Consider the following 19,377-nt stretch of genomic DNA (forward strand, 5'->3'; position numbering starts at 1 on the left):
CTTACCGACTGGGACGGGGGTTCCCGCACTTCCCCGGGCTGAATGGGGGAAAGATGGGCCCGTGAGTCTTCTGGAAGAAGTCGTGCTGGACCTAGAACGTCACTCGGCCCAAGAGGGCTGGGACAGCGCGCCCCGCATCTACGCCCTCGTCCGCAGCTCCGAACTGCGCCGCGCCGAGCCCGAACTCGCCGAGCAGCTCGGCCTGCGGGAAGGCGCCGACACCCTCGCCGCCCTCGAACAGCCCGCCCTGCCCGACCAGGCCGGCGTCGAGGACGCCCTCGCCACCATCGCCTGGCCCGACACCGTCGAAGGCTGCGCCCTCGTCCTCGAACGGATCGTCCTGCCGCCCGAGGTCGAGGAGCAGATCCCCGAGGACGAGGCCCAGGCCGCCGAGTTCGCCGCGTCCCACCCCAAGCGCGAGGACGTACGCATGATCGTCGGCGTGCTGCGCGACGGCGCCCGCCACTCCGCCCTCCGGCTGCGCCGCCACGACGCCGACGACGAGGTCCTCACCGGACCCGACCTCGTCCCCGCCCTCGCCGAAGCCCTCGCCGCCACCCTCGAACCCGACGAGCCCGGCGCACCCGAGTGAACGGCGCCGCCCCGGAGAGGTAGCCTGCGGGACGTGAGCCAAAGCGTTGCCGGCGGAGACGTCATCCGGCTGATCGGCGTGCGCGACACGCCCCTGTCCGTCGACGAGGTGTACGCCGCCGTCGGCGCCTCCGGCGCCGGCGGCACCGCCGTCTTCGCCGGCACCGTCCGCGACACCGACCACGCGCGCGCCGTCACCGCCCTCTCCTACAGCGCCCACCCCACCGCCGAGCGCGAACTCCGCGCCGTCATGGAGAAGGTCGCCGCCGACTTCCCCGTCCTCGGCCTCGCCGCCGTCCACCGCGTCGGCGACCTGCGGGTCGGCGACATCGCCGTCGTCGTCGCCGCGTCCTGCCCCCACCGCGAAGAAGCCTTCGCCGCCTGCCGCCGCCTCATCGACGACCTCAAGGCCACCGTCCCCATCTGGAAGCACCAGACCTTCGCCGACGGAGGCGACGAGTGGGTCGGGGCCTGCTGAGGGCCCGAACCGCATAGAGTTTCCGGCATGTCTCGTCGTGCCGCCACGCTCAGCCTCGCGAGCGTGCTCGTCCTCGTGCTCGCCCTCGTCGGCTCCGTCATGCGCGTCCCCTACGTCGCCCTGATGCCCGGCCCCACGAGCAACACCCTCGGCACGAACGACAAAGGCCAGCCCCTCATCCGGATCGAAGGCCGCCAGACCTACCCCGACCAGGGCCACCTCAACTTCACCACGGTCACCTACCGCGGCGGCCCCGGCGGGCGCATCGACCTGTTCACCGCCCTGCGCGGCTGGTTCGCCGGCGACACCGCCATCGTCCCCGAAGAGACGATCTTCCCGAAGAACGAGTCGCCCAAGCAGGTCGACCAGGAGAACACCCGGGCGATGCAGGACTCCCAGCAGAACGCCGAGGCCGCCGCCCTCCACGAACTCGGCGTCCCCCTCACCACCCGCGTCGTCGTCGACGGCGTCCAGAAGGGGCGCCCCGCCGACGGCGTCCTCAAGCCCGGCGACGAGATCACCACCCTCGACGGCGCCGCCGTCACCAGCGTCTCCCAGGTCACCGGCACCATGGCCAAACGCCCCATCGGCGCCCCCGTCACCCTCACCTACATCCGCGACGACAAGCAGGCCAAGGCCACCCTCAAAACCGTCGCCGACCCCAGCGGGAAGCGCGCCGTCGTCGGCATCGTCCTCTCCGACCAGTACAAGTTCCCCTTCAAGATCGACATCAGCATCGGCGACATCGGCGGCCCCTCCGCCGGCCTCATGTTCTCCCTCGCCATCGTCGACAAACTCACCCCCGGCGCCCTCACCCAGGGCAGGTTCGTCGCCGGCACCGGCACCATCACCCCCGACGGCAAGGTCGGCCCCATCGGCGGCATCCAGCAGAAGATGATCGCCGCCCGCCGGGCCGGCGCCACCGTCTTCCTCACCCCCAAGGACAACTGCGCCGACGCCGCCGGCTCCCGCCCCGACGGCCTCCGCCTCGTCCGCGCCGACACCCTCCACGACGCCGTCCAGGCCCTCAACGCCCTCACGAGCGGCAAAGGCGCCGTCCCCGCCTGCACCCGATGAGCGCCCCGTACGAACCACCCCCTCCCATGCCATAGACTTGAGACATCACCGCGGGGTGGAGCAGTTCGGTAGCTCGCTGGGCTCATAACCCAGAGGTCGCAGGTTCAAATCCTGCCCCCGCTACTGGTCTGGGGTCCCCTGGTCGCCGCTTGCGGCTTCCCGGGGACCCTTCGCATTTCGCCCGGGGGACGATCCCCCGGAGCCCCCTGGTGCCTCCGCCATCCCCCACCCGCCCGCCCCTGGGGCTTCGCCCCTAGACCCCCCTCGGGCTTCGCCCATCGATTTCCCCCCGGCTTCGGTCTTCGATTTTCCTCGGGCCTCGGCCTTCGACTCCTCTCGGGTTCGGCTTCCATTTCCCCTCCAGGTTCTGCTCCTCGTCCCCCTTTTCGGGGGTGGTGTGGGGATTGGGGTGGGTGGTTATGATCTGTCCCACTTGCTCTCACCTGCGGCTTTGTGGGGAAGGTGGCGGTTGTGTCGGTCGTTGCTCGGGCTCGGCGGCATTCGGTGGGGGATCTGCTGCATCGGACGGCGCGGCGGGATCCTCGGAAGCTGGCCGTCGTCAGCGGGGAGTTGCGGGTCACCTACGCGGAGTTCGACGCCGCGGTGAACCGGGCCGCGCACGCTCTGGCGGCGCGGGGGCTCCGCAAGGGGGACCGGCTGGCGCTGCTCAGCCACAACTGCTGGCAGTACGCGGTGACGGTGTTCGCCACGGCCAAGCTCGGCGTGGTGCTCGTCCCGGTGAACTTCATGCTGAACGCCGAGGAGATCGCCTACATCCTCGGGCACTCGGGGGCGTCCGGGATCGTCGCGGAGGACGCGCTCGCCGCGACCGCGGAGAAGGCGCTCGCCGCGGCCGGCGTCCAGGACGGGGTGCGCGGGTGGATCCCCCTGTCGGGCGCCGCGCCGGGCGAAGGGTGGGAGGACGTCGACGCCTGGTGGCGCGACGGGCCCGCGACGGCGCCGGACGTCATGGTCGAGGACGACGACCCGCTGCGGATCATGTACACCTCGGGGACCGAGTCGCGGCCCAAGGGCGTGGTGCTGACCAGTCGGTCACTCGTCGGCCAGTACGTGAGCTGCGTGATCGACGGCGAGATGAGCGCCGACGACGTCGAGGCGCACACGCTGCCGATGTACCACTGCGCGCAGCTCGACTGCTTCTTCTCCGTCGACGTCTACCTCGGCGCCACCAGCGTCATCCTGCCGGGGCCCGACCCCGCGGCGCTGCTGGAGACGATCGAGCGGGAGAAGGTCACCAAGCTCTTCTGCCCGCCGACCGTCTGGATCTCGCTGCTGCGCCACCCCGACTTCGAGCGGCGCGACCTGTCCAGCCTGCGGAAGGGCTACTACGGGGCGTCGCCCATGCCCGTCGAGGTGCTCCGGGAGCTGATGCGGCGGCTGCCGGACGTGCGGCTGTGGAACTTCTACGGGCAGACGGAGATGGCGCCGCTCGCCACCATCCTCAAGCCGCACGAGCAGCTCGAACGGGCCGGGAGCGCGGGGCGTGCGGCCGTCAACGTGGAGACCGTCCTCGTCGACGACGCGGGCGAGCCGGTGAGGGCCGGGGAGGTCGGCGAGATCGTCCACCGCAGCCCCCACGCCGCGCTCGGGTACTACCGCGACGAGGAGAAGACCGCCGAGGCGTTCCGGGGCGGATGGTTCCACTCCGGCGACCTCGGGATCATGACCGAGGACGGCTACCTGACCGTCGTCGACCGCAAGAAGGACATGATCAAGACCGGGGGCGAGAACGTCGCCAGCCGGGAGGTCGAGGAGGCCGTCTACGAGCTGGACGGGGTGGCCGAGGTCGCCGTCTTCGGGATCAGCCACCCGCACTGGATCGAGGCCGTCACGGCGGTGGTGGTGCCGAAGCCGGGCGCCGCTCTGACCGTGGACGACGTCCATGCCCATGCTCGTGAGCGTCTCGCCTCCTACAAGCGCCCCAAGTACGTCGTGCTCGCGGACGCCCTGCCCAAGAACCCCAGCGGCAAGATCCTCAAGCGGGATCTGCGGGAACGGCACGCGGGGCTCGCGCAGGACTGAGCCCTCACCCTCACGCCAGGTGGGGGGCCAGTGTCAGGGCCAGGTGGAGGGTCAGGCGGTCTTGGCCGTCGGCGAGGGTCAGGGACGTCAGTTCCTCTATGCGGCGCAGGCGGTGGTAGAGGGTCTGGCGGTGGATGTTCAGGGTCTTCGCCGTTTCCTGGACGTTGCCCGCCAGGTCCAGGTAGGTGCGGGCCGTCGCGGCGAGATCCTTGTGCTGCAGGAGGCGTTCGGTTCCCGGCGTCTGGGTCGTCTGGGCCAGCGCCTCGTCGCCCGCGGTGCGGAGCAGGCGCAGCACGCCCAGGGACGTCCAGTCGCGGGTTTCGCCGGGGGCCGCGGTGCGGGCGGCCACGCGGGCCCTGAGCCAGCCCTCGTGGACGTCGTCCAAGGTGGGGCAGGGCGAGTGCACACCCGTCTGGACCGGGGCGTTGCGCTCTTCCAGAAGGCGGCGTGCGCGGGCGAGGGCCGCCGGGGCGTTGCCCGCGGGGAGGAGCAGGACGTGGTCGCGCTGCCACACCGTCGCCAGGACGGAGTGGGGGAGCAGCCACGGGTTCAGGGGCTCGGGGCTCGGGGTGCGCAGCACCGCCACCGTGAGGGGCGTGTCGACCGCCCCGGCGTCGGTGAGGTCGTCGGCCGCCTGGGTCCGGACGTCGGGATGCGTGGACAGCAGGTCGGCGACCTTCCAGCCGAGGTCGTCGCGCTCGCGGGCCTGGCGGGCCATGAGGAGGCCGGCGCGCTCGCACAGGGGCATGGCCCTGGCCGCCTGGGGGTCGGTGATGCGCTGCCGGTCGTCCAGCAGCCAGAGGTAGCCGTAGGTGACGTTGTTCCAGCGGACGGGCAGGCACAGGCGGGCGAGCTGGCCCAGCGCGGCGTCGGCCGGGATGCGGACCGGGCCCGTGGCGCGGGCGATGCCGTGGCGCTCGAAGCGGGCGCGGACCGCCCCGGTGGCGCGGCGGTGCAGGATCGAGTCCATCCGGACGGGGTCGATCGTGTCGCCGTGCGCGGCGTAGGCGACCAGATGGAAGTCGCGGTCTTCCAGGGTCGCGGGCGCGCCCAGGAGGTCGGCGGCCTGTTCCACGATTTCCTGGAGGTCGAGTGCCATCGCGCTTCCTTCGTACATCTGTATGAGGACTGGCCACCCTGAAAGTGGCGTTTGACTATAGGGGCTGCGCGGCGGTGCTCCTAACGTGCGAGGTGTTCCTTGACGTTGGAGGGTTCCATGCTCAGCCCGCTTCTTCTCGCCGCCGCGCGCAGCGGACGGATGCGCGATGTCATCACCTCCGTGCCGCTGACCAGGGGAGTCGTCGACCGGTTCGTCGCCGGGGACGATCTCGACGCCGCGCTCGAGGCCGTGCGGGAACTGCGGGACGGCGGGCTGGAGGTCACCCTCGACCACCTGGGGGAGGACACCCGCGAGCCCGCCCAGGCGCGGGCCACCCGGGACGCCTACCTGCGCCTGTTCGAGGCGTTCGACGAGCACGGGCTCGCCGGGGGCTCCGACGCCTCGGTGAAGCTGTCCGCGCTCGGGCAGGCGCTGCCCGGCGACCTCGCGCTCGACCACGCGCGGGAGATCTGCTCCGCGGCGGAGCGGGTCGGCATGACCGTCACCCTCGACATGGAGGACCACACGACCGTGGACTCCACGCTGGAGATCCTCGGGAAGCTGCGGGTCGACTTCCCGTGGGCCGGGGTCGCCGTCCAGGCGATGCTGCGGCGCACCGAGGGCGACCTGCGGGACCTCGTGGGCGAGGGGTCGCGCGTGCGGCTGGTCAAGGGCGCCTACGCCGAGCCCGCCTCGGTCGCGTTCCAGAGCAGGCACGAGGTGGACCGGGCGTACGTGCGGGCGCTGCGGCGGCTCATGCGGGGCGACGGGTACCCGATGGTCGCCAGCCACGACCCGCGCATCATCGAGATCGCGCTCACCCTGGCCGCCGAGCGGTCGCCCTCCTCCTACGAGTTCCAGATGCTCTACGGCATCCGGGCCGCCGAGCAGCGGCGGCTCGCCGAGGCCCACCGGATGCGCGTCTACGTCCCCTACGGGGCCGACTGGTACGGCTACTTCATGCGGCGGCTCGCCGAGCGTCCCGCCAACCTCGCCTTCTTCCTCCGTTCGTTCGTCTCCCGCTAAGGAGTTTCCATGGACGCCGTCACCAACGTTCCGACGCCGGTGAACGAGCCGGTACGCGGCTATGCCCCCGGCAGCGCCGAGCGGGCCCGGCTGGAGGCGAAGCTCGCCGAGCTGACCGCCGAGACCCCGATCGACCTGCCGATGACGATCGGGGGCGAGCGGCGCCTCGGCGCGGGCGCCAAGGTCGCCGTCGTCCAGCCGCACCGGCACGCGTCGGTGCTCGGCACCTTCGGCACCGCCACCGAGCAGGACGCGCGGGACGCGATAGACGCGGCGCTCGCGGCCGCGCCCGCGTGGCGGTCGATGGCCTTCGACGACCGCGCCGCGATCTTCCTGCGGGCCGCCGACCTGCTCGCCGGGCCGTGGCGGGAGACGCTGCTGGCCGCGACCATGCTCGGGCAGTCCAAGACCGTCCAGCAGGCGGAGATCGACAGCCCCTGCGAGCTCGTCGACTTCTGGCGCTTCAACGTGCACTTCGCCCGGCGGATCCTCGCCGAGCAGCCGATCAGCAGCCCCGGAGTGTGGAACCGGTCCGACCACCGGCCGCTGGAGGGGTTCGTCTACGCGATCACCCCGTTCAACTTCACCGCGATCGCCGCGAACCTGCCGACCGCGCCCGCCCTGATGGGCAACGTCGTGGTGTGGAAGCCGTCCCCCACGCAGACGTACTCCGCCGTGCTGCTCATGAGGCTGCTGGAGGAGGCCGGGCTCCCGCCGGGCGTGATCAACCTCGTGACCGGCGACGGGCTCGCGGTGTCGGACGTCGCGCTCCAGCACCGCGACCTCGCCGGGATCCACTTCACCGGCTCCACCGCGACGTTCCAGCACCTGTGGAAGACCGTCGGCGCCAACATCGAGAAGTACCGCGGCTACCCGCGGGTCGTGGGGGAGACGGGCGGCAAGGACTTCGTGGTCGCGCACCCGTCCGCCGACCGGGCCGTCCTGAAGACGGCGCTCGTCCGCGGCGCCTTCGAGTACCAGGGCCAGAAGTGCTCCGCCGCGTCTCGCGCCTACATCCCGCGTTCCATCTGGGAGGACGGCTTCAAGGAGGAGCTGGCCGCCGAGGTCGACGAGCTCACCATGGGCGACGTCGCCGACCTGTCCAACTTCATGGGCGCCGTCATCGACGAGCGGGCCTTCGCCAAGAACAAGGCCGCCATCGAGCGCGCCCAGGGCGACCCGGACGTCGAGATCGTGGCCGGCGGGACCTGCGACGACTCCGTCGGGTACTTCGTCCGGCCCACCGTGCTCGTGTCCGGCGACCCGGAGAACGAGATCTTCCGGACCGAGTACTTCGGGCCGGTCCTCGGCGTCCACGTGTACGAGGACGACGCCTACGACGCGATGCTCGCCCAGATGGAGTCGGTCGCCGACTACGCCCTGACCGGCGCCGTCATCGCCACCGACCGGGCCGCGGCGGCGCACACCGCCGAGGTGCTCCGCTACGCCGCCGGCAACTTCTACATCAACGACAAGCCCACCGGCGCCGTCGTCGGGCAGCAGCCGTTCGGCGGCGCCCGGGCCTCCGGCACCAACGACAAGGCCGGCTCGGTGTTCAACCTGCTGCGCTGGACGTCCCCCCGCTCGATCAAGGAGACGTTCGTCCCGCCGACCGACTACCGGTACCCGCACATGGGGTAGGCGGTTCCCCTGGTCCTGGCGGGCCCGCACCCCGGGGGGTGCGGGCCCGCCCGCGTCACGGGGGGCAGGAACCCCTCACCCGTCACAGCTAGTGTCCGATCATTACTTTGAGTAATCTCTGCGGTGTGGGGAACCGTGCGACCAGGGCAGGCCGACCGCGTACGCGGGCGATGCGCGCGTGGGTGCTGGCGGCGATCCCCTTGGTGCTGCTGCTGCACGGGGTGAGCCACTCCAGCGGACATCGCGGCAGCGCCGCGTACATCGCCGACGCCGACCGCTCGGCCGCCGCCGTGTCCTGCGCGACGTCGCCCGCCCATGGCGCGGACGCCCTCCTCCAGCCGTCCTTCGAGCACTGCGAGGCCGGCCACGGCTCCTACTTCGGAGGCGCCGCGCACTTCCCGCCGAGCCGGACCGCCCCCACGGTGACCGCCGTGGCCCGGCGCCCCGTGGCCGGCACCGGCAGGCCACCGGCGGCCGGGGGTCCGGCGGCGCCGCCCCGCAACCGATCGCAGATCCTGCGCTGCTAGAACCGGACGCCCACGCGGATAGGCGCGCGGTCGAGCGCGTGCGAGCTCCGCGTGCCCGCACCCGGCCCCGTCTGGTTCGTCATCGGAACCGAAGGATCTGCTCCCCATGCAACCCCTGATCGACCATGCCCGCCTCGCCCCGCAGCGCCAGGGCGGCCACCGGACCGGCGGCGCGCCGGCCCCGGCGCCCCGCGCGATGTTCATCGCCTGCTCCGACGCCCGGCTCGTGCCGACCGAGCTGACCGGCGCCCGGCCGGGCGAACTGTTCGAACTCCGCACCGCCGGCAACGTCATCCCGCCGCACCGGATCGGCCGGCTCACCGCCGAGGCCGCGACGGTGGAGTACGCCGTCAACGTGCTGCGCGTCACCGACCTGATCCTCTGCGGCCACACCCAGTGCGGCGCCGTCCAGGCGCGGACCCGGTCGCAGGCCCCGCGGACGGCGCCGACGATGTGGCTGTGGCTGCTCCAGACCCACCACTGGCGCCGCCTGCACACCCCCGACGCGGATCCCGGGCACCAGCATCTGCTCGCCCAGGCCGACAAGCTGCGCCGCTACCCGGCGGTGACCAAGAGCCTGCGCGCCAGACGCCTGCGCATGCACCTCTGGTACTACGACGTCGACACCGCGACCGTCTCAGCCTGCCAGGAGAACGGAGCCTTCGCCCCTCTCTGACGGCGGCCGCCCTTCACGACGTCCGCGGCGGCCCCGCGACGCCCGTCGCCGGAAGCGAGACCCAGCCGCGGGTGAAGGGCGACTGGATGCGCACCGCGTTCTCCAGGTCCACCCCGATGTGGGGGTGGGCCTGGAGAAGCTCCTCCAGCGCGACACGGGCCTGAAGCTTCGCCAGATGCGACCCGATGCAGAAGTGGACGCCGCTGGAGAAACCCAGATGGCGCGGAATCTCACGGGTGACGTCGAGCTCGCCGGCCGACGGGCCGAACTCGCGCTCGTCCCGGTTCGCCGACCCGAACAGCATCATCACCTTCTCGCCCTCCGGGATCCGCGTCCCGTGCAGCGTGACCGGGCGCGTGGTCGTCCGGGCCAGCGCCTGCACGGAGCTCTCCAGGCGCAGGAACTCCATCAGCGCGTTCGGTATCAGCGACGGGTCGGCCGCCAGGCGCTCGCGCTGCCCGTGGGCGCCGTCCAGCAGCGCCACGCCGTGCGAGATCAGGTTCCCGGTCGTGTCGTTGCCGCCCGCCACCATGACGAAGCAGAACCCGAGGACGTCCCAGTCGGTGAGGCGCTCCCCGTCCACCTCCGCGGCCGCCAGCGCGCTGACCAGGTCGTCGGACGGATCGGCGCGGCGCGCGGCGATCACGTCGCTGAAGTAGCCGAACATCTCCGCCACCGCGTTCACCGCCCCCTCCCGCGCCGAGTGCGGGCCGAACCCCTCGTCCTGCAGGGTCGTGAGGGCGGACACCCACGGATCGAACCTCGCGCGGTCGGCCTCCGGGACGCCGAGCAGGTGCGCCAGCGCGAACGTCGGCAGCGGCGAGGAGAAGTCCCGGTGCAGGTCGGGCGTCTCGCCGTCGGCCGCCCTGCGCTCCATCACCGCGATCCGGGACCGGACGAATTCCCGGAGCAGGCCTTCGAGCGCGGCCGTCCGGCGCGGCGTGAACCCGTGGCTGATCAGGCGCCGCAGCACCGTGTGCCGCGGCGGATCCAGCATCACGATCGTCGGGGCCAGGCCCAGCGTGCCGATCTCGTCCGGGTGGAACGTCAGACCCTGCGCCGACGAGAACGCCTCCGCGTCCCGCGTCGCCGCCCAGACGTCCTCGAACCGCGACAGCGCCCAGAACGGCGGCTCCCCGTGGCGGTGCACCGGCTCCTCGTCGCGGAGCCGCCGGTAGGCCGGATAGGGATCGGCCTGGAAGCCGGGATCGAAGGGATCGTAGACGTCCGCCATGCCCGCCTCCGGTTATAACAGGCGTCGTTATTAACGCCCCCTGTTAGTATCACCGGCGTGCCGAAAGACGCAAGAGCCACCCGCGACGCCCTCATCCGCGCCGGCGCCCACCTCTTCGCCGCCCACGGCATCGACGCCACCCGCACCCGCGACATCGTCGCCCTCGCCGGACAGGCCAACGACTCCGCCGTCACCTACCACTTCGGCTCCCGCGACGGCCTCCTCCACGCCATCCTCCGCGCCGGCATCACCCGCATGGAACCCGCCCGCGCCGCCACCCTCCCCACCCTCCACCCCGACGACCCCCACACCATCGTCGACGCCATCGTCCGCCCCACCGCCGACGAACTCCGCACCCCCCACGGCCGCGACTTCCTCCGCATCACCGCCCAACTCGCCGGACGCGCCGGAATCCGCGACCACCAACCCCCACCCCTCCTCCACGACACCGCCCTCCAACAACAACTCCACCTCCTCGAAACCGCCTGCCGCGCCACCCTCCCCGAACCCATCGCCCTCGAACGCATCTCCCTCTTCATCGCCTTCCTCACCGCCGCCCTATCCGACCGCGCCACCCGCACCCACCACCCCCCCACACCCCCACCCACCCCCGCACACGACACCTTCACCACCGACCTCACCGCCATGCTCACCGCCGCCCTCCAAGCCCCCCCCCCCAACCCGTTTGCCTAACCACCCCCCACCCCATACAGTTAAGACATCACCGCGGGGTGGAGCAGTTCGGTAGCTCGCTGGGCTCATAACCCAGAGGTCGCAGGTTCAAATCCTGCCCCCGCTACTGGTCTGGGGTCCCCTGGTCGCCGCTTGCGGCTTCCCGGGGACCCTTCGCATTTCGCCCGGGGGACGATCCCCCGGAGCCCCCTGTTCCTCCGCCTCCCCCACCCGCCCGCCCCTGGGGCTTCGCCCCTAGACCCCCCTCGGGCTTCGCCCATCGACTTCCCCCGGGCTCCGGTCTTCGATCTCCCCCCGGGCTTCGGTCTTTGATTTCCCTCGGGCTTCGGCCTTCGTTTTCCCTCGGGCCTCGGCCTTCGGCCCCTCTCGGGCTTCGCCCTTCGCCCTCCCTCGGGCTTCGGTCTTCGATCTCCCCCGGCTCGGCCCTCGTGCCCCTCCGCTTTGCTCCCGGTCAGGGTGCGGGGGTGGCGGGGATGGGGGTGGTGCGGCCTTGCTGGAGTTCGGCGTTCAGGGTCTGCTCGCCTAGGGCGGCTTGCAGGGCCTTCATGGTGCGGTCCACGTCGGTGCCGGCGGCTGCGGGTCTTGGGGCGCCCGTCGCCTCCCTCGCTGCGGTGGCCGCGCCCAGCAGACGCGCGGCCCGGTGGTGTTCGCCCGCCAGGGTGTGGGCGGCCGCCAGCCCTTCCAGCGCCAGCGCCGCCGCCCGCGGGTCGCCGGTGCGGCGCGCTACGGCCAGGGCCTCCAGGTGCGCCTCGCGGGCGGCTCCGGCGTCGCCGCGCTGCTCGGCCACGAAGCCCAGTTCCGACAGGGTGAGCGCTACACCGGGGTCGAACCCGACGCGCCGCTGCCAGTCGAGCGCGTCGCGCAAGAGCTTCTCCGCCACGTCCAGCCGACCCTGCCGCCGCGCCCCCATCGCCAGGCCCAGTTCGGCGAACACCTCTCCGGGGCGGTTGCTCTGCTCGGTCGCCAGCCGCATGGCCTTCTCGTGGAGCCGCTCCGCCCCGGCCAGGTCGCCCGTCATCATCGCGATCCTGCCCAGCCCGGACAGCAGGTACGAGACCTGCGTCCAGATCCCTAGGTCCTCGGCCAGCCGCAGCCCCTCGCGGAGCAGACGGGCGGCGCCCTGGAGGTCACCGCGGATCTCGGCGAGCCTGCCTCGCAGATCGGCGGCCCTCAACCGGCCCCAGCGGTCGCCGAGCTCGTCGAAGAGCGCCGCGCCCTGTTCGGTGTGGCGCGCGCAGGCGGCCAGATCCCCGCGGATCAGCGCGTAGTGGGCCAGCGTGGTCAGCGCGGCCGCCGTGCCCCAGCGGTCCCCGGCCTCGCCGAAGGCGGCAAGGGCCCGCCGCGCCAGCCCTTCGCCGGTGGCCGAGTCCGCGCCGCCCAGCAGGATCTCGGCGAGGAACCACTCCGCTCGGGCCCGGCCGTCCGGGTCGTCCAGGCGGTCGTAAGGTTCCAGCGCCGCCTCGACCTGCCGCGTCCGGTCGATGCCATGGCGGCCGAGCATCTCCATGCCCGTCCGCCACGCCCCGGCCGCGGCCCGTGAGGAGGACGCCGCCGTGCCGTCGTGGCTGAGCGCCAGATCCAGCAGGCGGCGCCCCTCGCTGAGCCGCCCGCGCAGAAACCAGTACCAGGCCATCGCGTTGACCAGGCGCAGCGCGAGATCCGGGCGGTCGTGCCGCACGGTGCTCTCGATGGCGGCGCGCAGATTGGCGTGTTCCAGGTCCAGGTGCTGGAGCCAACGCCGCTGGTCGGGGCCGCGGAGTCGCTCCGCCGCCCGCTCCGCGAACCCGACGTGGTACCCGTCGCGCCGGGCTCGGGCATGCTCGGACTCGCCGGCCTCCCGCAGGCGCTCGGCGCAGTAGGCGGCGACGGACTCCAGCAGCCGGTAGCGGTGGCCGCGCACGCCGTCGGAGACCACGACCATGGAGCGGTCGACCAGGCGGGACAGCAGCTCCGCGACGTCCTCGCCCGCGACCCCGTCCCCGGCGCAGACCGCCTCGGCCGCCTCCAGCGAGCAGCCGTCGGCATGCACCGACAACCGCCGCAGGACGGCGCGCTCCGGCCCGGTCAGCAGGTCCCAGCTCCAGTCGATCGCCGCGCGCAGCGTCCGCTGCCGCCGCGGGACGTCCCGCCGGCCGGCCGACAGCAGCCGGAACCGGTCGTCCAACCGGGCCGCCAGCTCGTCCGCGCCGAGCGCGCGGACCCGCGTGGCCGCCAGTTCCAGCGCCAGCGGGATGCCGTCGAGACGGCGGCAGATCGCCGCGACGGCGCGGGCGTTGCCGGCGGTGAGAGCGAAACCGGGAGACGCGGCGGCGGCACGCGCGACGAACAGCCGGACGGCGCTGGACCGGCGCAGGGCCGACGGGCCCGCCTCCTCCGCCTCGCCGGGCGGCTCCAGCGGCGGCACCGACCAGATCGCCTCACCGCCGACCCCCAGCGGTTCCCGGCTCGTCGTGAGGATCCGCACCTGCGGCGCCGCCGCCAGCAGCCGGTGCGCCAGATCCGCCGCGGGCTCGATCAGGTGCTCGCAGTTGTCGAGCACCAGCAGCAGCCGCCTGCCGCGCAGCGCACAGGCGACCCGGTCGGCGGCAGGGACGGCTCCTCCACCGGCGTCATCGCGGACGCCGAGCGTGGCGGCGACCGCGTCCGCCAGCGCGTCCGGCCGGTCGTGACCGCCGAGACCGACCGACCACACCCCGTCGGGAAACGCGTCGAGAGCCCCGGCGGCGATCTCCAGGGCCAGCCGGGTCTTGCCGACCCCTCCCGGCCCCGTGAGCGTGACGAGACGGAACCGCTCCAGCAGCGCCCGCACCTCGCGGACCGCCTCCTCGCGGCCGATCAGCTCGCCGGGCGGCGCGGGCAGGTTGGTCCGGGGACGTCCGGGCGCCAGGTCCGGGTCCCGGGTGAGGATCGCCTGCCGGAGATCCGCCAGCTCGGGGCTCGGATCCAGACCCAGATCCTCGCGCAGCCGGTCGCGCAGCTCCCCGAAGCTGTCCAGGGCCTCGTGCTGCCTTCCGGCCCCGTACAGAGCGCGCATCAGAGCGGCGTGCAGCCGTTCCCTGAGGGGGTGGCGGGCCACCAGGTCGCGCAGCTCGCCCACCAGCGCGCTGTGCTCGCCCAGGGCGAGCCGGGCCTCGACGAGATCCTCCACGGCCGCCAGCCGCTGCTCCTCCAGGCGAAGGATCGCGGCCCGCGCGAACGGCTCGTCGCCGAAGGGGGCGTAGGCGGGGCCCCTCCACAGGGCCGACGCTTCGGTGAGCAGCGCGGCCCTGGCCCGAGGGTCGGCGGTCTCCCGCGCCCGGGCGACGAGCGCGGCGAACCGGCCCGCGTCCACCGCCTCGGAATCGACCCGCAGCAGATACCCCGGCGCCTGGTACACCACCAGATCCCTGCCGCCCGGCTCGGCGTCCTCCAGCGCCCGGCGCAACTGGGACACCTTGACCTGCAGGGCCCCCGCCGGGTCCGCCGGACGCGCCGGCCCCCACAGATCGTCGATCAGCCGGTCCGCCGACACCGGCCGCCCGTCCTGGACGAGCAGATCGGCCAGCAGCGCCCGGACCTTCAGCCCCCGGACCGCGACCTGGGTGCCGTCGGCCGTCCAGACCGCCAGCGGTCCGAGCACCCCGAAACGCATGATCCCCACGATAACGCCCTGACCGGGGCCTACGGCGGCGCCCGGGAGACGGTAGGCGGAGGGAAAGCGGGCGGTAAGCGGCCCGCCGCATAGTCGGGCGACGGCACCAGAACCTCTACCGAAGAAGGTCCATCATGCGTTCCGCGCCCAGGCCGGGATTGAGCCTGGCCCTGCTGGCGTTCTCCAGCCTCATCACCTCGCTCGACTTCACCATCGTGTACGTGGCGCTGCCCGACCTCGTCCGCGACGTCGGCTTCTCCGAGGGCTCGGCCCAGTGGGTGATCAGCGCCTACGCCGTGTTCTTCGGCGGCTTCCTGCTGCTCGGCGGCCGCTCGGGCGACCTGCTGGGACGCCGCCGCATGTTCGTCCTCGGCATGGTCGCGTTCGGCGGCGCGTCCCTGCTCGGCGGCCTCGCCACCTCCCCGGGCACGCTCGTCGCCGCCCGCGCGATCCAGGGGGTCGGCGCCGCGATCGTGTTCCCCGCCACCCTCGCGCAGGTCAACACCATGTTCGCGGAGGGACGCGAACGGCTCAGGGCGCTCGGGGTGTGGGCCATGGCCGGCGCCGGAGGGCTCAGCGCCGGGGCGCTCCTCGGCGGCGTCCTCACCCACGCGTTCGGCTGGGAGGCCGTGTTCCTCGTGAACGTGCCGCTGGTGGCCGCCGCGGCCGCCGCCGCGTTCCGGCTGCTGCCGGCGGACGGACCGGTCGACCGCGGCCGCGGGTACGACCTGCCCGGCGTGGTCACCGGCACCGCGGGCGCCACCCTCCTCGTGTACACGATCGCCGAGGTCCCCGACACGGGCTGGACCTCCGCGGAGTTCGCCGTCGGGGCCCTGCTCGCACTCGGCCTGCTGGCCGCCTTCCTCGCCGTCGAGGCGCGCAGCCGCAGCCCGCTGATGCCGCTGCGCCTCCTGCGCGACCGCGACCTGGCCCCCGCCCTTGTGATCATCTTCGTGTTCGGGGCGACCATGCAGAACGTCGTGTACTTCCTCACCCTGTACTTCCAGGACGTGCTGGGCTACACGGCCCTGCGGGCGGGACTGGCGTTCCTCGGCCTGTCCGCGGTGATCGCCCTGGGGAACTTCGCCGCCGGACGGCTGATGCTGCGCATCGGCATCCGCGGCACCCTCATCACCGCGCTCCTGCTCGGGGCAGGGGGCAGCGCCCTCCTGGCGGCCGGAATGATGGCCGACGGCTCGTACCTCACCGTCCTGGCCGGGATCGCCGTGTACGGGATGGGCATGGGCACGATCTACCCCACCCAGTTCGCCGCCGCGGCCACCGGCGTGGACGCGCGTGAGCAGGGCATCGCGGGCGGCATGGCCAACACCGCCATGCAGATCGGTGTGGGCGTCGGGCTGGCCGTGCTCGTCGGCGTCGCGGCATCCGGCAGCGGCGCCGCCGCCGGCCTGCGCGCCGCCGTCGCCGTGTCGGCCGCCCTGACCCTGGTAGGTGTCATCGCGGCTCTCGCCCTTCCCGGCCGCCCCGCCGGCGGGCCCAGCGGTGAGGTCTCCGGGAGTGCGGCGGCATCACCGGCCCCAAAGGTCGGCACGACCTGATGTGGGGAGCGTTCTACTCGGGTCTTGGTGTCCGCACGATCGCATCCGGATTCATCGGCCACTCCGCCGTGGTGAGGCTCAGGCGGTCGTTGTAGGGAAAGCGGTCGTCCTCGTCGCGGGGGAGGGCGGTGCGGACGAAGCAGCGGTGCAGCAGCAGCTCACGGCGCTCGTCCAGCGGGGCCTCATCCTCCAGGCGGCCGGCCGGACGGTGCGGAGGGTCCTCGCCGATGTCGATCGCGCCGTCCCAGTTGAGGTGCAGGCCGGCCTCGTCGGCGTAGAAACGGGGGAAGCTCGTCCGCCACTGCGATTGGGAACCCCAGCCGTGTGACAGGTCGCCGGCCGGGCGCGAGGCGCGGCGGAAGGTGAAGTACAGCGTCGAGGTCGTGGCGACCGCGGCGTCGATCAGATGCCGCGGCGCCCGCACCCGCACGCCGGCGCGGCAGAACAGCAGGTCACCGAACCAGAAACCGGGCCACAGCACCTCCTCCACGGTGACCCGCGTCGCGCCCGGATCCTGCACCACGGCGGAGATCTCGTGGTGGAACGGGGAGAACGCCTCCGCGTGCTCGAACGGGGTCAGCCCGATCTCGGTGAAGAAGTGCGTGTGGGCGGCGCCGCCCTGCTCGATCAGGTAGTCGCTGACCCGGCTCAGCGCGTACAGCTTCATCATCCGCCACAGGTGCTCGTCGTCCCCGGTGCAGCCGCCCGGCGGGATGCGCTCACGCCTGCGCAGGGGCGCCAGCCCGGCCAGGTGGGCGGCCACCGTCCGCCGCCGGCCCGCCAGGAACCGGCGGGGCTCGCCGTCGTGGTCCAGCAGATCCTCGTAGAGGCGGCGGAAGCAGGCCCGGTCGAAGTCCATCGCGCGATGATGGCGCGGCTGCTCCCCGGCGGCAAGAGCGCAGGCGGCGGCCCTTAGCCTGGAGGGGTGAGGAAGGTCTTGGGTGCGGTCGCCGACGTTCTCTGCGTGCTCGTTTTCGTCGCCATCGGGCGGGCTTCGCATGAGGAGGCGGCCAGTCTGGGCGGGTTCCTGTCCACCGCCTGGCCGTTCCTCGTGGGGCTCGGCGCCGGATGGGGTCTTCTGCGGGCCTGGCGGCGGCCTGAGGAGGTCTTTCCGGCCGGGGTCGGGATCTGGGTCTCGTCCGTGGCCGTGGGAATGGTGCTGCGGGTCGTGTCCGGGCAGGGCACCGCTCTCGCGTTCGTGATCGTGGCTTCGGTGTTCCTCGGCGCCGCGCTGCTCGGATGGCGGGTCGCGGCCCGGCTCGTGGCCCGGCTGGCGGCGGCTCGGAAGGTGTCCGCCTCCGGGTGAGGGGCCCTGGAGGACGCCCCCGAATGACCGGGCGGTCTCTTCGGCTGATCGAACCGGTTGACGGCGTCGCGCCGCCCTGGTGAAGTTACCCGCGAGTCATGTACGGGCGCGAGCCTTTCCTGTGAAGGGGACACGATGCCATCTGCGCTGCGCGACTGGCTGGACAAGCCGAACACCGGACGCGGCGTCCACCTGGCGGCCGACGACGGCGGCTGGGAGTTCCGCGACTACGGTGAGCTGGCGTCGGCCGCGCGGCGCACCGCGGGGGCGCTGGTCGAGGAGGGCGTCCGGCCGGGCGACGTGGTGTGCCTGATCCTGCCCACGGACTTCACCTGCGTCGAGACGTACTTCGCGGTCTGGGCCGCGGGCGCCACGGTGTGCCTGATCACTCCGCCGCTGTTCCAGGACGGCGACGACTACGTCGCGCACGTGGCGGCGATCCTGCGCCAGGCGTCGCCGGCGCTGGTCGTGGCCTCCGACGGGCTGGCCGACTACGCGAGGCGGGCCATGGCCGGCGCCGGGCTGGACGGGGAGCCGTGGCGGCCCCGCAAGGCCGACGAGGAGGCCGAGGTCCGGCCCGCCGGCGAGCTCGCCCTGCTGCAGTTCACGTCCGGGTCCAGCGGGTCCCCCCGGGGCGTCATGGTCACCTGGGAGAACCTGGAGGCCAACAGCGATCTGATCGCGCGGGAGGCCGGCTACGAGGACGGGGACGTGGTGGCCTCCTGGCTGCCGCTCTACCACGACATGGGGCTGATCGGCTGCTTCCTCACGCCCATCGCGCGGCAGGGGACGCTGAAGCTGATGCGGCCCGACCACTTCATCCGCGACCCGGCACGGTGGCTGCGGTGCTTCGGGGAGGCGGCCCACACGGCGGCGCCGCCGTTCGCGTACGCCTACTGCGCGCGGCGGGTCAAGCCCGAGCAGCTGGAGGGGCTCGACGTGTCCGGGTGGAAGATGGCGCTGATCGGCGCCGAGCCCATCGACCCGCACACGCTCGAGGTGTTCGCGCAGCTCATGGAGCCGTTCGGGTTCTCCCGGACGATGTTCAAGCCCGCCTACGGGATGGCCGAGACGACGCTGCTCGTCACCATGGACGACGTCCCGCGCAACCCGCTGGCGGTCCGGCCCGACCCGGAGGCGCTGGCGTTCGGGCAGCCCGTCCGGATCCTGGAGCAGCACCCGCTCGGACCGGAGTCCCTCGGCGCCAAGGCCGGCTGGGTCGTCGGCTGCGGGACGCCCGAGGACGACGTGCCCGTCGCCATCGTCGACGACGAGGGGAACGAGCTGGAGAGCGGCCTCCTCGGCGAGATCGTCGTCGGGGGACCGTCGGCGTGCCCGGGGTACTTCGCGGGGGCCGAGGCCAAGTCGACCCGGTTCATGGACGGGAAGGTCTACACCGGCGACGCCGGGTTCTTCCACGAGGGGCAGCTGTTCGTCCTCGGGCGGATGGGCGACAGCATCAAGGTGCGGGGGCGCTCGGTCTACGTCGAGGACCTCGAATCCAAGATCGCCGAGGTGAGCGGGCTCGGTAAGGGCCGCATCGTCGTGGTCGGCGTCCCCGGCGCCGGGCGCAAGGGGCTCGCGCTGTTCGCCGAGACGCAGGACGAGACCTGGATCGGCGGGGTGCGCGAGATGCTGCGGCGCCGGCTCGGAGACGACGTGGAGCTGACCATCGTCGTCGGCACCGGCCTGATCCAGCGCACCTCCAGCGGCAAGCCCCGCCGCAGGTACATGTGGGAGCGGTTGCAGGGCGGCCACCTGGAGGGCGCGCGGATCATCAGCTGATTGCTAAAGCC

Annotated in this window: 16 protein-coding genes and 2 tRNA genes; 14 read left to right on the forward strand and 4 right to left on the reverse strand. The window is 72.9% G+C overall.

The window, feature by feature from the left end; translation table 11 throughout:
- Positions 1-61: 61 nt before the first annotated feature.
- From ABWI04_RS06630 to ABWI04_RS06650, 5 genes are all read left to right on the forward strand, one after another.
- The gene (locus ABWI04_RS06630) at positions 62-592 is read left to right on the forward strand and encodes a PPA1309 family protein (RefSeq protein ID WP_345184433.1); all 531 of its coding nucleotides are present in this window, start codon (positions 62-64) and stop codon (positions 590-592) included.
- A gap of 33 nt (positions 593-625) precedes the next feature.
- Positions 626-1,069, forward strand: coding sequence for a molybdenum cofactor biosynthesis protein MoaE (locus ABWI04_RS06635; protein ID WP_345184431.1), 444 nt, complete (start codon positions 626-628; stop codon positions 1,067-1,069).
- A 27-nt stretch (positions 1,070-1,096) separates the two neighbouring features.
- Entirely contained in the window at positions 1,097-2,146 is a 1,050-nt protein-coding gene (locus ABWI04_RS06640; RefSeq protein ID WP_353831766.1) for a YlbL family protein, read from the forward strand.
- A gap of 49 nt (positions 2,147-2,195) precedes the next feature.
- Positions 2,196-2,269 (forward strand) — tRNA-Met (locus tag ABWI04_RS06645).
- A 348-nt stretch (positions 2,270-2,617) separates the two neighbouring features.
- Positions 2,618-4,189 carry an acyl-CoA synthetase gene (locus ABWI04_RS06650; protein ID WP_353831767.1) on the forward strand — a complete coding sequence of 524 codons (1,572 nt, stop codon included), beginning with the start codon at positions 2,618-2,620 and terminating at the stop codon, positions 4,187-4,189.
- A gap of 10 nt (positions 4,190-4,199) precedes the next feature.
- Here ABWI04_RS06650 and ABWI04_RS06655 read toward each other — a convergent pair whose 3' ends face one another.
- On the reverse strand, positions 4,200-5,288 hold the full coding sequence (locus ABWI04_RS06655; RefSeq protein WP_345184424.1) for a PucR family transcriptional regulator: 1,089 nt from the start codon (positions 5,286-5,288) through the stop codon (positions 4,200-4,202).
- Positions 5,289-5,405: 117 nt separating this feature from the next.
- Here ABWI04_RS06655 and ABWI04_RS06660 point away from each other — a divergent pair, with 117 nt between their 5' ends.
- The 4 genes from ABWI04_RS06660 to ABWI04_RS06675 all read left to right on the forward strand — a co-directional run bounded on the left by ABWI04_RS06660 (position 5,406) and on the right by ABWI04_RS06675 (position 9,158).
- Positions 5,406-6,314, forward strand: coding sequence for a proline dehydrogenase family protein (locus ABWI04_RS06660; RefSeq protein WP_345184422.1), 909 nt, complete (start codon positions 5,406-5,408; stop codon positions 6,312-6,314).
- Between the two features lie 9 nt (positions 6,315-6,323).
- Positions 6,324-7,955, forward strand: coding sequence for an L-glutamate gamma-semialdehyde dehydrogenase (pruA, locus tag ABWI04_RS06665; RefSeq protein ID WP_345184420.1), 1,632 nt, complete (start codon positions 6,324-6,326; stop codon positions 7,953-7,955).
- Between the two features lie 170 nt (positions 7,956-8,125).
- A complete protein-coding gene (locus ABWI04_RS06670) occupies positions 8,126-8,482 on the forward strand; it encodes a hypothetical protein (protein ID WP_353831768.1) in 357 nt (118 codons plus the stop codon).
- 106 nt (positions 8,483-8,588) lie between these two features.
- Positions 8,589-9,158, forward strand: a complete 570-nt coding sequence (locus ABWI04_RS06675; protein WP_345184416.1) for a carbonic anhydrase — start codon at positions 8,589-8,591, stop codon at positions 9,156-9,158.
- Between the two features lie 13 nt (positions 9,159-9,171).
- Here ABWI04_RS06675 and ABWI04_RS06680 read toward each other — a convergent pair whose 3' ends face one another.
- Positions 9,172-10,392 carry a cytochrome P450 gene (locus tag ABWI04_RS06680; RefSeq protein WP_345184414.1) on the reverse strand — a complete coding sequence of 407 codons (1,221 nt, stop codon included), beginning with the start codon at positions 10,390-10,392 and terminating at the stop codon, positions 9,172-9,174.
- Positions 10,393-10,449: 57 nt separating this feature from the next.
- Here ABWI04_RS06680 and ABWI04_RS06685 point away from each other — a divergent pair, with 57 nt between their 5' ends.
- Together ABWI04_RS06685 and ABWI04_RS06690 are read left to right on the forward strand one after the other, a co-directional pair.
- Positions 10,450-11,085 (forward strand): TetR family transcriptional regulator, encoded by a 636-nt coding sequence (locus ABWI04_RS06685; RefSeq protein WP_353831769.1) that lies wholly within the window; start codon positions 10,450-10,452, stop codon positions 11,083-11,085.
- Between the two features lie 32 nt (positions 11,086-11,117).
- Positions 11,118-11,191, forward strand: a tRNA-Met gene (locus ABWI04_RS06690).
- Positions 11,192-11,536: 345 nt separating this feature from the next.
- On the opposite strand, the gene ABWI04_RS06695 is transcribed toward ABWI04_RS06690, so the two are convergent.
- The gene (locus ABWI04_RS06695) at positions 11,537-14,716 is read right to left on the reverse strand and encodes an AfsR/SARP family transcriptional regulator (protein WP_353831770.1); all 3,180 of its coding nucleotides are present in this window, start codon (positions 14,714-14,716) and stop codon (positions 11,537-11,539) included.
- A gap of 134 nt (positions 14,717-14,850) precedes the next feature.
- Between ABWI04_RS06695 and ABWI04_RS06700 the strand changes: the two genes are divergently transcribed.
- A complete protein-coding gene (locus ABWI04_RS06700; protein ID WP_353831771.1) occupies positions 14,851-16,275 on the forward strand; it encodes an MFS transporter in 1,425 nt (474 codons plus the stop codon).
- 13 nt (positions 16,276-16,288) lie between these two features.
- Here the strand turns inward: ABWI04_RS06700 and ABWI04_RS06705 are convergent, their stop codons facing one another.
- A complete protein-coding gene (locus ABWI04_RS06705; protein ID WP_353831772.1) occupies positions 16,289-17,134 on the reverse strand; it encodes a hypothetical protein in 846 nt (281 codons plus the stop codon).
- Positions 17,135-17,200: 66 nt separating this feature from the next.
- Here ABWI04_RS06705 and ABWI04_RS06710 point away from each other — a divergent pair, with 66 nt between their 5' ends.
- Both ABWI04_RS06710 and ABWI04_RS06715 read left to right on the forward strand, forming a co-directional pair.
- Positions 17,201-17,581 (forward strand): DUF3054 domain-containing protein, encoded by a 381-nt coding sequence (locus tag ABWI04_RS06710; RefSeq protein ID WP_353831773.1) that lies wholly within the window; start codon positions 17,201-17,203, stop codon positions 17,579-17,581.
- Between the two features lie 135 nt (positions 17,582-17,716).
- Positions 17,717-19,366 (forward strand): AMP-binding protein, encoded by a 1,650-nt coding sequence (locus ABWI04_RS06715; protein WP_353831774.1) that lies wholly within the window; start codon positions 17,717-17,719, stop codon positions 19,364-19,366.
- Positions 19,367-19,377 lie beyond the last annotated feature (11 nt).

This window comes from Actinomadura sp. NPDC000929 (assembly GCF_040492065.1).
In the GTDB taxonomy this organism is placed as follows: domain Bacteria; phylum Actinomycetota; class Actinomycetes; order Streptosporangiales; family Streptosporangiaceae; genus Spirillospora; species Spirillospora verrucosospora.

What these genes read in the sequence shown, in the direction of transcription:
- ABWI04_RS06660 (WP_345184422.1), top strand. Translation starts at nt 5,406, where the DNA reads ATGCTCAGCCCGCTTCTTCTCGCCGCCGCGCGCAGCGGACGGATGCGC.
- ABWI04_RS06695 (WP_353831770.1), bottom strand. Translation starts at nt 14,716, where the DNA reads ATGCGTTTCGGGGTGCTCGGACCGCTGGCGGTCTGGACGGCCGACGGC.
- ABWI04_RS06715 (WP_353831774.1), top strand. Translation starts at nt 17,717, where the DNA reads ATGCCATCTGCGCTGCGCGACTGGCTGGACAAGCCGAACACCGGACGC.
- ABWI04_RS06705 (WP_353831772.1), bottom strand. Translation starts at nt 17,134, where the DNA reads ATGGACTTCGACCGGGCCTGCTTCCGCCGCCTCTACGAGGATCTGCTG.
- ABWI04_RS06670 (WP_353831768.1), top strand. Translation starts at nt 8,126, where the DNA reads ATGCGCGCGTGGGTGCTGGCGGCGATCCCCTTGGTGCTGCTGCTGCAC.
- pruA (WP_345184420.1), top strand. Translation starts at nt 6,324, where the DNA reads ATGGACGCCGTCACCAACGTTCCGACGCCGGTGAACGAGCCGGTACGC.
- ABWI04_RS06700 (WP_353831771.1), top strand. Translation starts at nt 14,851, where the DNA reads ATGCGTTCCGCGCCCAGGCCGGGATTGAGCCTGGCCCTGCTGGCGTTC.
- ABWI04_RS06640 (WP_353831766.1), top strand. Translation starts at nt 1,097, where the DNA reads ATGTCTCGTCGTGCCGCCACGCTCAGCCTCGCGAGCGTGCTCGTCCTC.
- ABWI04_RS06655 (WP_345184424.1), bottom strand. Translation starts at nt 5,288, where the DNA reads ATGGCACTCGACCTCCAGGAAATCGTGGAACAGGCCGCCGACCTCCTG.
- ABWI04_RS06680 (WP_345184414.1), bottom strand. Translation starts at nt 10,392, where the DNA reads ATGGCGGACGTCTACGATCCCTTCGATCCCGGCTTCCAGGCCGATCCC.
- ABWI04_RS06675 (WP_345184416.1), top strand. Translation starts at nt 8,589, where the DNA reads ATGCAACCCCTGATCGACCATGCCCGCCTCGCCCCGCAGCGCCAGGGC.